Here is a 13,275-nt window from a genome sequence, read left to right as displayed (position 1 = left end):
TTTAAGTCGTTTTTGAATTATCCATCGAAAAATAGAACGCTCAAATCTACGCTGTCACAATTTTTACCTAACCTTCATATTCCTTACAAACACTCACATCGCATTACTGGGAACCTATATAAATGTAGGGTGACAACTCGGTACTCTAGTCTCAGTTGTCAAGGCGACGATGACGTTTAATTTTTAGATTTATTTAATAGTTAGACATATCTAGCCTAAAGAAAAATTACTATAAATAATCAACTGTTTAATTCGGCTAATTAAAACAACGCTACATGAGCCCAATTAAAACACTATAAAAAAGGAAATTTATTATGAGTAGACAAGACCATATTGATAAAGTACAAGAACTGGTAAAAGAAGTGAAATTTGCCATGATGACCACTCGTACTCACGAAGGCCACTTACATGCCTGCCCGATGACCACTAGCGAGACGAGCATTGGCGCAAAAGAGATTTGGTTCATTGGTGATAAAACCACTGAAACCATCAAAGATATCGAAAAAGACCCACAAGTGAATTTGGCCTATGTCAGTCAAGATTCAAAAGATTATGTCTCAATTAACGGTAAAGCAGAATTGGTTGAAGACCAAGAAAAGCTAGATGAACTGTGGTCCCCAATCTACAATGCGTTTTATGAGCAAGGTAAAGAAGATCCAAACGTCCAGTTAATCAAAGTCGTCCCACATGGTGCCGAATATTGGTTAAGTGGCAGCTCAGTCGTCAATATGTTTAAGATGACGACTGCTGCAGTAATGGACGGCAAAAAAGCGACTAACTTGGGTGAAAATAATTCAGTGACGTTATAAGCTCCCTAAACTATAAATAGCGAAAACAAAAACGCCAGTGGCTAATGCGACTGGCGTTTTTACTGATAAATTATTCGTGTAGTCTTAGTCAAAGTTTACAAACTGCCTTGCCGTCGTAAAGACTAAAAGCTGTTAATTTATCTAAGGTCTTCTGTGGATTAGATTCACTAAAACCAATTTTTTTCTTTGGTGAGAAATAAGTTATTTTAGTTTGTTCATTACCTACAGACTCTAGTAAGACTTTAAAAGTATAAGTATCAAAATTAGATTTACCGATGAAATAAGCCTTGTTTTGCTCTCTGTCTAAATTGGCGTCAATAACCTGATACCCATTTTGGTTCCGGTATTCGAAACATTTACTCATATACTTTTTTAAATTAGCATAAGAAGAGACAATATCGAGTTCGACCTCGGTCGAAACTATTCTTGCATTAGTAGTAAGCTCTGTTTCAGAAGTTGGTAAAATTGCTCTCACACAGCCTGTTAAATAGGTACTTAATAAAAGAATACTAAAAATAGCAGATAGTTTTTTTTGTAATATCATGACTAAAACTCTTCTTAATTAAGGACTATTTTTCAAAAATATCAGCCACTTTTTGATTGTCATAATTACCGATTTCAACAGGACTACTAACCGCTGATTTTAGAACAATACCTTCCTTATCAGCTGGCTCAAATCTTGAGTCGGCTTCGTATTCATATACTGTGAGAGTACTAACTTCCCCTTTAGCAAAGCTTGGTTTGAACACATAGCTCTTGCCACTCTGATAGTTGACTGTAGGCAGTTGCGTATACAACGCTTTATTTTCCCATCCTGCACCACTTACTAATAGCTGATGGTTACCTGTAGGAATTTTGATAGGCCTAATACTCATTCTATAAGCATTGAGAGTTTGATTAACATTCAAACTAATTGGTATATTTTTGACCCATTGATCATCTACCTTCATAACACGAAGAGGGTCGGTAGCAAAAATACCACTACCTGTGAATTCAGCATAAGGATAGCCTCGCACTATAGCAAACTCTTGCTCATCGCTTACTACAAATTGATTGGCGTACTTAGACAATCTCTGGTCATAAGAAATACCTTCTACATTCAATTGAGGTAAGCTTGCATCTCTTCCTCTTTGGGTAGTTGGGCTAGTAAAAGCCGAGCAAGCCGTCAGACCGCTAAGAACAAATATAGCCAGTAATGTTTTGTATACCATTAGAATTCCTTTTAATATTCTAGACGTAGAAATCAATCATTCTAGAATAAAAAAATTTAATAAGGTATAAAAAATTAAACATTTTTTTATTATTTTCTCCAAAACTAATACTATCAATTACATACATAAATCACCCTAATTTTAATAGCTTGAGTGATAAAACTTAAGCAAATAAGCAAAGTAGATGCATCACCTACTAGAATAAAAACAAAAACGCCAGTGGCTAATGCGACTGGCGTTTTTTTATGCGTTATCTATTATCTATTGATAGGCATTACTGTGGTGGTTTGGCGTAGCCATTATCTGCTGGATACGCTTGCGGTTGCTTTGGCTTAGCAGGATCATATAGTTTATAGATAGCCGTACCAATCACACCTGTATTGTTGATAGAACCCGATCTGGTATTGGCAGCATAAGCACTTTCTGGTTTGCTAAATATAAAGGATGCCACCGCGCTTTGGCTCTTGCGAAAACCCTCAATCACCAAATCATCATTGGGACGTAGCACATATCCGCTGTCCTGACGACTAGCAGCACTACCATCGATGACGTTTATACCATCCACACTAGCGACGATCTCATACGTGTTGGGGCTGTTATTGTTGTACACCAAACGATAGGCCTGCCCTGCTTGACCTTGCACATAATAATTGCCTGAGTCTCGATATAGTGACAGCTCACCCGTATCCGTCTCTATCGAAAAATCAACCTTACCTGCCAGCAGAGACATGCTATTAACCGCACGTCCTTTGTAAGATTTGTCGGCATAACGGACTTGCATTTGCTCGATAGGCTGACTACTCATGCGACGCAAATCAACCGTTGTCACTTGAGAATCAACGTCATCGCCCCATTTGGTACCCAAACGTTCTGACTCTGTCGCGTCTTGGGTCGCCGACATTTTAGACGACTCTGCTTGGATAGACTTGTCTTGCTGAATCGTTGGGGTGGACGACTCCTGCATGCTTGGCCCTGATGAGCAGCCCGTTAGCAATGCCAGTAATAAAATGGCAGCACCTGACTGTTTCTGATGTAACGTCATACCGATCTCCCTATTTAAATGACATATGGCCACACTTCAATCAACTTCCCTGTGTTTGCTCTTTTGTATTTTATCTACTATTTCTGAGTATATAGAAACGATGCAAACAATCAATGGCTAAAGTAAATCGGCCAAAAATCAGTGTTTACAGTCAGCCATAAAAAATACCAGTGGCTCATGCGACTGGTATTTTTTATGCCTGTTAAGGTAGGTTATGCTATAGCGTTATCCGCTTTGCTTTAAATATGGCCAAGCCGCTCTGAGATAAATCATCATCGACCACAAGGTAAGTATCACAGCGGCGACCATTAATACATAACCAATGGTTTCAAGCGACTGCCAGTTAAGCAGTAGTACGGTAATCGCCACCATCTGGAACGTGGTTTTCAGTTTTCCAACATAAGATACCGCGACGCTAGTGCTCTTACCCAGCTCTGCCATCCATTCGCGTAAGGCTGATACAGCGATCTCACGCGAGATAATGACGATAGCCGCTATTGCCATAATGATATTGGGATGCCACTGTACAAGGACGATGAGCGCTACAGCTACCATTAATTTATCAGCAACAGGGTCCAAAAAGCGACCAAAAGCTGACATAACGTTTAGTTTACGAGCGAAATAGCCATCGAGCCAATCGGTAATCGCGGCAATAATAAAGACGCCGGTCAATAATAAATGGCGCAACAAACTATCGCTAAACTCGCTCATACCAACGCGCGCAATAACATTGTCTGAAATCGCAGGCATACCAATACCCATGGCTGGCGGCCAATAGGCAATCGCGACGAATAGCGGAATCATCAAGATACGCGCAATCGTAAGGTTGTTAGGCAAGTTAAAAATACTCTTGGTATTTTGCGAACTTGGCGGTTCTTCCTGCGTATGCAAATGCGTGCTGTCAGTCATGGCAAACCCAGTTTAATATGAACATAATAATGGCAGATAGCTTAGCATTTTTCGGACAAGGCGTCATGCCATCTCTGCAGCGATTGAGTTATCAAATATATAAAGAAAGGTATCAAGATCGACTAGATGACCTCCTATCGACATAACGTATTGAAATTATTGGAAGCCTTTATGAATGATTTCATCATAGAGCTGCGCTACTTACTCTAAATATCAGTGCTTCATACCAGTCTTTGCATCTTTTGGATTTTTACAACGTAATATACTGTAACCAAAACCGCCAGACAGCACTCAATTGCGCTATCATAGCGACTGTACCAGAACACTTGTACACTTAAATCAGTAAATATTAATAGCTAAGTAAATATCTCCACCTATTGTATTGATAATTATTACCCTTATAAATAACAGTAGAGAGCACCAATAATTACAACAACTCTTGACCACGGCCTGTGTAGCTAATACATGACCCGTTTTCCTCAGCCCACAGTACCTCCTCTGTGGGCCTTTTTTTGCTTACATTTTGCTAAATGTTGAGTTTTCGACTGTCCAAATATCGTTAAACGATGCAAAATAATGAGCATGGATATTGCGCTTACTGCGTTTGCATGATTGCTTTAACAGTTTGCTGCGCCATTCGATAGCAGCTCTCAATATTACCTTTTGCACACCAGTCACCACTGACGATCCATTGCTTGGTTGCATCGATTAAGATGCCTAGCTCTTCAGTATCCTTATTTACGATAGTAGCTGCATAGCGCCAACGATGGCAGTCTATTTGGCTAGGTGCGCTGTCCTCATTCCAGTTCAATGCTTGTTTTGCCGCCTGTAATAATTGTTCTTTTACCAACTCAATATCATCATCGACGTGGGATTCTGACCAGTCATTACGTGCATGAATGGTGACACTTGGTAGTAGTTCACCATGAGCAGGCTTTTGATGCTCAATAAATATCCTATCGAGAATAGTGCTATTTAAATAAGCGACATCCCATTGCGGTGTTAGTTGGCCCTTTAATGTTTCAGGTAGCTTTTGTACATCATCCCAACCAAGCATCAGCGTATAGCAGGCTTGCATTTGCGGTTTAGTAATTTTTTCTTGTTGAGCAAAACCGCTATCTGCCATTAGCTCTACCGCCTGACCATTTGGCGCTGTACAGATTACCCAATCAAACCAGCCCAGACTGGCGCCAGTTTCGTCGAACAGCTCAGTTTGTTTGCTGTCTTGATTATGAGTCTGGTTCTGGATCTGATGCTGAGACTGCTGCGGGTTTTGATGGTGCAAATACTGAGCAAGCGGTGCGACACGGGTCTTAAATACTATGGTCGTATGCTTGAGCGCGGCGGCCAATTCACGGCCCCAACTGGTCATTTTTGGTTTACTGATATAGCGTGCATGCACCGCGTCCCATTGCTCTTTGCTTTGGATATTAGGCGACTGCTCATTGTTACTTGCAGGAGTTAATTCAACCACTTCGGCACACCACGGCTGTAGCAACCCTGTATCTAACCAAGGCGCGATAAACTGTTGAAAGTCAGCAGTTTTCGCAGTAAAAAACTGTGCGCCGAACGACCATTGCCAGTTTTTACCAGTCTCACTATCGCTACGATAGCGGGTCGCTAAACGGCCCACACTACGTGATTTTTCGAAGATAGTGATTTGCGGGGTATTGCCTGTCTGGTTTGACGCGCGCTCTAATAGTGTTGCTGTGAGCAATCCCGTTAGGCCACCACCAATGATGGCGATTTTTGGGGCAAATAGAACAGGTGAGCACAAAGCATGATCAGTCATGATGACAGTAGACCTTATAAAGTATTTATGAGTCGCTACTATATTAAGTATCTAGCCTAGTAAATACCGAGTGACTCGTAAATTAACATGGTAGCGATATTGTCTTGTTAGTATTATTGAACCTTCAAAATGCGCCAATATCAATATCGTCTACGTAAAAAAGCCATGCTATTCTCAATAACATGGCTTTTACTCAACTTTAATATACAAATATCAATGGCTAGTATTGAGTCACTATCCTTAACACTATAGGTTCGTTATCAGGCTAACTTACTCTCCGCGGCCCGCTTTGACTTCTTCAACCAAGTCATTAATCACTGAGCTATCGGCAAGCGTAGATAGGTCGCCCAGTCCTACATATTGACCTGCTGCAAGGTTACGCAAGATACGGCGCATGATTTTTCCTGAGCGCGTTTTTGGTAGTGCATCAACCATATAAATGGCATCTAAAGTCGCAATTGGTCCAATCTCGGCACGCACATGACGTTTTAGTTCTGCTTTTAGATCGTCGGTCTTTTCTTCACCTGACTTTAGAATGATAAATGCACAGATACCTGTACCGCGTATCTCATGCGGCATACCGACAATCGCAGCTTCAGCAGTTGCAGGATGCGCAACCACGGCGCTCTCAATCTCTGCTGTACCCAAGCGATGCCCTGCAACATTGAGTACATCATCGACACGACCAGTAATCCAGTAATGCCCATCTTCATCACGCTGAGCGCCATCACCCGTGAAATAATGACCTGGATAATCGCTAAAGTAAGTCTTTAAGAAACGTGGATGGTCATTGTAGATAGTACGCATCTGCCCTGGCCAACCGCTACTGATCACCAAGTTGCCTTCTGCAGGGCCTTCTAAAATCGCACCATCGCTATCAACGATTTCTGGTTTGACGCCATATAGTGGTGTCATGGCCGCGCCTGGCTTGAGATCGACCGTACCTGGTATTGGTGCCATCAAGATGCCACCAGTCTCGGTCTGCCACCATGTATCGACGATAGGACATTTACCATCACCGACGACATTGTAATACCAGTCCCACGCTTCTGGGTTGATCGGCTCACCGACCGACCCTAGCAGACGCAAACTAGAACGATCCGACTCTCGAACAAAAGCATCGCCCTCTTTCATCATCGCGCGAATGGCTGTCGGTGCAGTGTATAAAATAGTCACGTCATGCTTATCGATAATATGACCGATACGCGCCCATGTTGGATGCTCTGGCACACCTTCAAACATTACCGTTGTCGTACCATTGGCCAGTGGTGCATAGGTTGAATACGTGTGACCAGTAATCCAGCCCACATCTGCCGTACACCAGTAGACGTCATCTTCTTTGATATCAAAAACATCACGGAACGTTGAGATAGCATAGGTGATATAGCCGCCTGTAGTGTGCACTACACCTTTTGGCTTACCTGTCGAACCAGAGGTATATAATAAAAATAGCGGGTCTTCGGCGTTCATGACTTCAGGCTCGCAGATCTCTGATTGACCATCGACCAAATTGTGATACCACACATCACGGCGGCCACTCATCGGTATAGAGTTACCCGTACGATGAACGACGATGACTTTTTCGACACTCTCAGTGCCATCCATGTCGAGTGCGTGATCGACATTGGCTTTAAGCGGTGTGTGCTTGCCGCCGCGTAAACCTTCATCAGCGGTAATAACAACTTTTGAGCGACTGTCTATCAAGCGATTACCCAAACTCTCGGCAGAAAAACCACCAAACACCACTGAATGCACCGCACCGATACGCGCACATGCCAGCATCGCTACCATGGCTTCCGGTATCATTGGCATATATAGTGTTACGCGATCACCTTTTACAACGCCAAGCTTGCGTAATGAATTACCTAAGCGGCAGACAGCTTCGTGCAGCTCTTTAAAAGAAATGATTTTATGTAATGAAGGGTGATCACCTTCCCAGATGATAGCAGGCTTATATGGGTTTTCTTCGAGGTGACGATCAAGACAGTTAACTGAGATATTTAGCTCACCATCTTCAAACCATTTGATGCGAAAATCATCTAAATCATAATTGACGTTACTAACCTTAGTTGGTTTTTTTATCCAATCGATTAGCTCAGCACGCTTCGCCCAAAAAGCATCAATGGCTTCGGCTGATTCGATAGATTGCTGGTAGTCTGTAACGTACTTATCAGGTGTGGTATTGGCAGCAGCCATAAACTCGGCTGAGATAGGAAATGATTTCTGAGTCATAGTATTTGGTCCCTTTTAATTATTATGACCTACATGGGTGTTCGTCTATGATGCGCCCCATGTAAGCAATAAGAGTCATCTTCCATAATGTGTGACGCTCATCGTTAGTTTGACAAATAAGCGTGACCGTTGCAAGACATCAAAAGCCAAACATAACAATTTCACTGTACATCTGTATGTTTAGATAATTATATTAGTACTTATACTGGTACGTATAATGCTATTTATAGGGGCAGCTATCATAACGATAGTACTAAAATGACAGCTGGTTGTGATCACACGGTAACAGCGTATGGCTTAGGGCATTTAATCCTTGTAACCTTTAGTGAAATATGGACAATAGCTACACTAAACATACTGCTTCATTTAACAAAATGTCAGCCGCGTTTTTAATAAAAACAATGCTTGGCCTGGTTATACTTTTTTCACCCCATCGTTTTACGAGACCGCAATGACTAATCAACGCAATGCACAAAACCATACTCACTATGATGTCGTTATTATTGGTGCTGGCGCTTCAGGGTTGTACTGTGCACTGACTGCCGGACGGCGCGGTCGCCGCGTATTGGTTTTGGATCATGCCAATAAAGCTGGTAAAAAGATTTTGATGTCAGGTGGTGGTCGCTGCAACTTCACCAATTACTTTGTAGAGCCTGAGCACTTTATTGGTGCCAATCCCCACTTCTGCAAATCAGCGCTAAGTCGTTACCCAAGTTGGGAGTTTATCGGCATGGTAGAGTCGCATAAGATTGCCTACCATGAACGCGAACACGGTCAGCTGTTCTGTGACGACTCGGCACAAGATATCTTGTCTATGCTCCTAGATGAATGCACGGCTGTAGGCGTACAAGTAAAGCTTAATGCTCAGATTGATCACGTTAAAACTGCTGCTCATGATAACGGTGAGCGCTTTTATCTAACGACGAGTAAAAAGCTTGGTAAAAAAGACATTGCGAACGGCACTCAATCTTCGCAAACAGGCTATAGCTGTGAGTCTTTAGTCATCGCCACTGGTGGACTATCTATCCCGACCATGGGAGCAAGTGGTATCGGCTATGAGTTGGCGCAGCAGTTCGGGCATACTCTTGTGCCAACTGACGCTAGCCTTGTACCCTTTACCTTCACTGACAAAACAGGCGAGCTTATCCGTGCTTTGGCTGGTATCAGTTTGCCAGTTATTGCCAGTAATGAGCGTATCTCTTTTAAATTGCCCGTCCTATTTACCCATCGTGGTCTCTCTGGCCCTGCCATGCTACAGCTCTCCAACTATTGGCAGACTGGGGAAACCATCAGTATCAATTTGTTGCCTGAAATAGACGTCACTGAGCTTTTACTTGCTCGCAAAAAGTCACATCCACGCCAGCTTATTCGTACCGTATTGGCAGAAAACACAGATAATGTATTACCCAAGAAGCTATTAGCAGCACTACAGACGCATCTGTGGGAAGACATCAAAGATACGGAGCTTGCTAATATTAAAAACGAACGTCTCACAGAGCTTGGTATTACCCTTAATGGTTGGCAGCTCAAACCTTCTGGCACGGAAGGCTACCGTACCGCTGAGGTCACACGCGGCGGCGTCAAAACTAATGAGGTTTCTTCAAAAACGATGCAAAGCAATTTACAAGACGGCTTATACTTTATCGGTGAAGTGCTTGATGTGACCGGCTGGCTTGGTGGTTATAATTTTCAGTGGGCATGGGCAAGTGGTTTTGTGAGTGGTGAGACCGTCTAATCATGGACACTTATAAGTGTTTAACATTTGCTTAATCGCTGCTGACAGCACTAGGAATGAAATAGTAATAAAAACTCATACAATCCACTCTTATATTCATAGTAGTATTACTTAATAATAGCTTTTCTATTGATAGTAATTCTAATTAGACTAATGAGGTGACCCATGCGTTCAATTAAACACATTCACGGTGAAAAAGAGTCGCACTGGGTAGGTGACGGCTTTTTTGTAAAAACTCTGATCAGTCATTTAGATGACAATCCAGACCTTAATTATAGCCATACTGATCCTTTCTTATTATTAGATTATGCCAAGCCAACAACGTTTTCACCCAATCCCTCTTATAAAATGCAGCCACATGGCGTTGGTCAACACCCACATAAAGGTTTTGAAACTGTCACCATTGCTTATGCAGGTGAGATTAGTCATGTAGATTCGACAGGTGGGCGCGGTGATATTTTAGAAGGTGATGTACAGTGGATGACTGCTGGTCGCGGTATTCTGCACGAAGAGTTCCACTCTGAAGCCTTTGGGCAACGTGGTGGTATATTTAGTATGGTGCAGTTATGGGTCAACTTGCCAAGCGCCCATAAACTGACCGACCCAAAATACCAATCTATCAAACGTGCTGATATGCCTATCGTTGATCTGATAGACAATAGCGACGAGCAAACTGTCATTGGCCAAGCTGCCATTATTGCCGGTGACTGGCATGGGATAGCGGGAGCAGCAACGACCTTTACGCCAGTCAATATGTGGGATATTGAGCTACATACAGCAGGTACAACCACGCTACAAGTACCGAAAACGCACAATACCCTACTCCTGGTACAAGAAGGTCAAATATTGGTCAACGGTACAGCCGTCAGCGCAGGCAGCCTAATTGAATTTTCAGCGCCTATTCGAAATCATGTAGGCACTCAATCTGAACATTCATCATTACCTGCTACTGATACTATCGAATTGACCTACCCTGCAACTACCGATGAAGACACACCTATCAAATTGCTACTGCTAAGCGGCGAGCCAATCGGTGAACCTATCGCAGGTCACGGCCCCTTTGTGATGAATACCCAAGATGAGCTACGACAAACGTTCCGTGATTATCAAACAGGCAATTTTGGATATTAATCAAAATAAATGCGTAAAAAAAAGCCCTCTAACTATCGATAGTCAAAGGGCTTTTTTATAACGCGTTTGTCTGCCTATTCAGTGATACTGACGGATGGATAATTGCTTACACTTCATTCATAAACGGATAATCAGTGTAGCCAACCGTGCTGCCACCATAGAAGCTCTCTGGATGCTGCTCGTTGAGCGGTGCGCCCTCTTGAATACGTTCAGCGAGATCAGGGTTGGCAATATAATCACGACCGAATGCTACCGCATCGATATAGCCTGCTTTGATGTTCTTCTCAGCTTTGTCCGCATCATAGCCACCCGCCGCGATGATGGTCTGATCGAACGCATCACGGACACGCTGACGGAACTCATCGCTATACGGCGTACCACCTGCCCAATCTGGCTCTGACAGATGCAAATACATTAGACCACGCTTATTGATTTGTTCAATCAGCCAAATGTTATCGTCTTCTTCGTAGCCTCCCTCAACATTGTTGAATGTGCCCAGTGGCGAGATACGAATACCAATATGATCTGCATCCCAAGCATCCACACATGCATCGATAACATCTAAGGTCAGACGCGCGCGGTTTTCGCGGCTGCCACCGTATTCATCGTCACGCTGATTGGTATGCTCGGCCCAAAACTGATGCAGCAAATAACCATGCGCGCCATGAATCTCAATACCATCAAACCCCGCTTCCTGCGCGCACTTGGTTGCATGCGCAAAGTCAGTAACCACTTGCTGAATCTCATCAAGACTGGCTGGGCGCGGCGGCGTGGCATCCGCGCGAATGGCTTGGTTGTCACTATCACGCAATGAGGTACGGATACCTACATCGACATCTGAGGCTGAAATTGGCGCACGGCGTTCAGGTTGTACGCTTTCATGTGAGACAAGTCCTGTGTGCCATAGCTGGACGACGATCTTGCCACCTTTGGCATGGACATTGTCAACGATGGCTTTCCATGCAGTGACTTGATCTTGAGTATGTAGCCCTGGTGCGCCTGCATAGCCTTTTGCTTGAAACGATACTTGCGTTGCCTCAGTGATGACAAGGCCCGCCCCTGCACGCTGCGAGTAGTACTCTGCTGCCCATGTGATAGGGACATCGCCTGGCTCAACGGCACGCAGACGTGTCAGTGGGGCCATCATAATGCGGTTTTTTAGCGTTTGTGTGCCCATTTTTACAGGCTCAAATAAAATATCGTGTGCCATAATCTGTCCTATTGGTTATTGTCGCTATTTATGATCTTTAGTTATAGCAACCATCATTCATACTGATTATTATCGAATGCTGTTTAGAAAAACTTATAATATCATTAGTAAATCTACGTTTAGCGCCTACCTTTATAGGGAACAGATTTCATTATTCCAAGCAATATTTACAAACAGATACAACAATATTCACCTATACAAATATTCGTATCTGTTTACTACGAAGACTGTTTACTAAGCCTTAAATACTGTTCGTCTGGGTCTTGTCTTTTGGCTTTAGCATTTTCTTAATTGATAGCTCTAATGACAGATATGTGCCGATCAATATCACAATCGAACCAATGATAGCTTGTATATTTAGCGCCTCGCCAAGCAATAGATACCCTAAAATAATAGCAAAAATTGGGATGACTAAAGTAATACTGGTGGCGCGCGTCGGGCCAATATTTTTAATCAGCTGATTCATAAAGATAAGGGCAATGGCGGTCGAAAATACACCGATACAGATCACGGATACCCACGCCTTTATGCTGATATCTTTACCATAAGGGAACTCATTAAAAGCCACAGGCAGCATAATAATACTACCGATAATGAGCGAGCCTGCAGTGATAGCGACTGGCGATACTTCGTACAGATAGTTCTTGGTGATGTTGGCCCCAAGCGCATAACCTACACAGGCTAGTAGCGCGTAGCCCATCGGTAGGAGTCCTTCGATCAATCCTTTGCCTGGCTCGCCGCCACCAAACAAGCTTTCGCTCATCAGTATGATTACCCCGATCACCCCGATCACCAAACCTAGTGCTTGTTTTTTTGATAGCCTATCTTTAAAAAAGACTCTGGCGATAAAACCACTCATCATCGGCACAGAGGCATTTAGTACGGCTAGCACGCCTGCGTTCACTGACTGCGCGGAAAACGAGAACAACACAAAAGGCAGCGCTGCTGAAAACAAGCCAACGAGCGCTAGCATTTTCCAATGCTCCTTGATGCCTACTCTGTTTTTCTTATTGAGCAATACAAAGACCAACATGACCAATCCGGCGAATATCACACGCAAGCTGGCGAATGCCAATGAGCCAAACTCAGGCACGCCGATACGATAAAAAACGAAAGAGAGTGACCACATAAAAGAGAGCGTCACAAAGATGATGAGGTCACGGTTGGTCATTGGGTAATCCTATTAAGCGCTTAGACTGCGTTT

The 13,275-nt window shown here is 43.2% G+C and carries 11 protein-coding genes; 3 read left to right on the top strand and 8 right to left on the bottom strand.

The genetic code is table 11. The features are described 5' to 3' along the window. Positions 1-314: 314 nt before the first annotated feature. Positions 315-809 carry a pyridoxamine 5'-phosphate oxidase family protein gene (locus HCZ91_RS02915; protein WP_057758090.1) on the top strand — a complete coding sequence of 165 codons (495 nt, stop codon included), beginning with the start codon at positions 315-317 and terminating at the stop codon, positions 807-809. 88 nt (positions 810-897) lie between these two features. On the opposite strand, the gene HCZ91_RS02910 is transcribed toward HCZ91_RS02915, so the two are convergent. The 6 genes from HCZ91_RS02910 to acs all read right to left on the bottom strand — a co-directional run bounded on the left by HCZ91_RS02910 (position 898) and on the right by acs (position 7,995). Further along, positions 898-1,353 carry a hypothetical protein gene (locus tag HCZ91_RS02910; protein WP_179798029.1) on the bottom strand — a complete coding sequence of 152 codons (456 nt, stop codon included), beginning with the start codon at positions 1,351-1,353 and terminating at the stop codon, positions 898-900. 25 nt (positions 1,354-1,378) lie between these two features. After that, positions 1,379-2,020 carry a hypothetical protein gene (locus HCZ91_RS02905; RefSeq protein ID WP_179798027.1) on the bottom strand — a complete coding sequence of 214 codons (642 nt, stop codon included), beginning with the start codon at positions 2,018-2,020 and terminating at the stop codon, positions 1,379-1,381. Between the two features lie 274 nt (positions 2,021-2,294). Then, on the bottom strand, positions 2,295-3,062 hold the full coding sequence (locus HCZ91_RS02900) for a hypothetical protein (RefSeq protein ID WP_179798025.1): 768 nt from the start codon (positions 3,060-3,062) through the stop codon (positions 2,295-2,297). A gap of 225 nt (positions 3,063-3,287) precedes the next feature. Further along, positions 3,288-3,971, bottom strand: a complete 684-nt coding sequence (pgsA, locus tag HCZ91_RS02895) for a CDP-diacylglycerol--glycerol-3-phosphate 3-phosphatidyltransferase (protein WP_179798023.1) — start codon at positions 3,969-3,971, stop codon at positions 3,288-3,290. 595 nt (positions 3,972-4,566) lie between these two features. Then, positions 4,567-5,763, bottom strand: coding sequence for an NAD(P)-binding protein (locus tag HCZ91_RS02890; protein ID WP_179798021.1), 1,197 nt, complete (start codon positions 5,761-5,763; stop codon positions 4,567-4,569). Between the two features lie 270 nt (positions 5,764-6,033). Next, positions 6,034-7,995, bottom strand: coding sequence for an acetate--CoA ligase (gene acs / locus HCZ91_RS02885; protein ID WP_179798019.1), 1,962 nt, complete (start codon positions 7,993-7,995; stop codon positions 6,034-6,036). A 451-nt stretch (positions 7,996-8,446) separates the two neighbouring features. Between acs and HCZ91_RS02880 the strand changes: the two genes are divergently transcribed. Together HCZ91_RS02880 and HCZ91_RS02875 are read left to right on the top strand one after the other, a co-directional pair. Beyond that, a complete protein-coding gene (locus HCZ91_RS02880) occupies positions 8,447-9,730 on the top strand; it encodes an NAD(P)/FAD-dependent oxidoreductase (RefSeq protein ID WP_179798017.1) in 1,284 nt (427 codons plus the stop codon). Positions 9,731-9,895: 165 nt separating this feature from the next. Next, entirely contained in the window at positions 9,896-10,861 is a 966-nt protein-coding gene (locus HCZ91_RS02875) for a pirin family protein (protein WP_179798015.1), read from the top strand. A 106-nt stretch (positions 10,862-10,967) separates the two neighbouring features. Here HCZ91_RS02875 and HCZ91_RS02870 read toward each other — a convergent pair whose 3' ends face one another. Beyond that, the gene (locus tag HCZ91_RS02870) at positions 10,968-12,071 is read right to left on the bottom strand and encodes an alkene reductase (RefSeq protein ID WP_058024390.1); all 1,104 of its coding nucleotides are present in this window, start codon (positions 12,069-12,071) and stop codon (positions 10,968-10,970) included. A gap of 241 nt (positions 12,072-12,312) precedes the next feature. Further along, positions 12,313-13,242: a DMT family transporter gene (locus HCZ91_RS02865; RefSeq protein ID WP_179798013.1), complete on the bottom strand. Its 930-nt coding sequence runs from the start codon at positions 13,240-13,242 to the stop codon at positions 12,313-12,315. Positions 13,243-13,275 lie beyond the last annotated feature (33 nt).

Origin of the sequence: Psychrobacter sp. BI730 (genome assembly GCF_013414195.1) — a bacterium.
Classification (GTDB): domain Bacteria; phylum Pseudomonadota; class Gammaproteobacteria; order Pseudomonadales; family Moraxellaceae; genus Psychrobacter.
The sequence above is the reverse complement of the archived record's forward strand: the minus strand, read 5'-3'. Positions and strand labels throughout refer to the sequence as shown.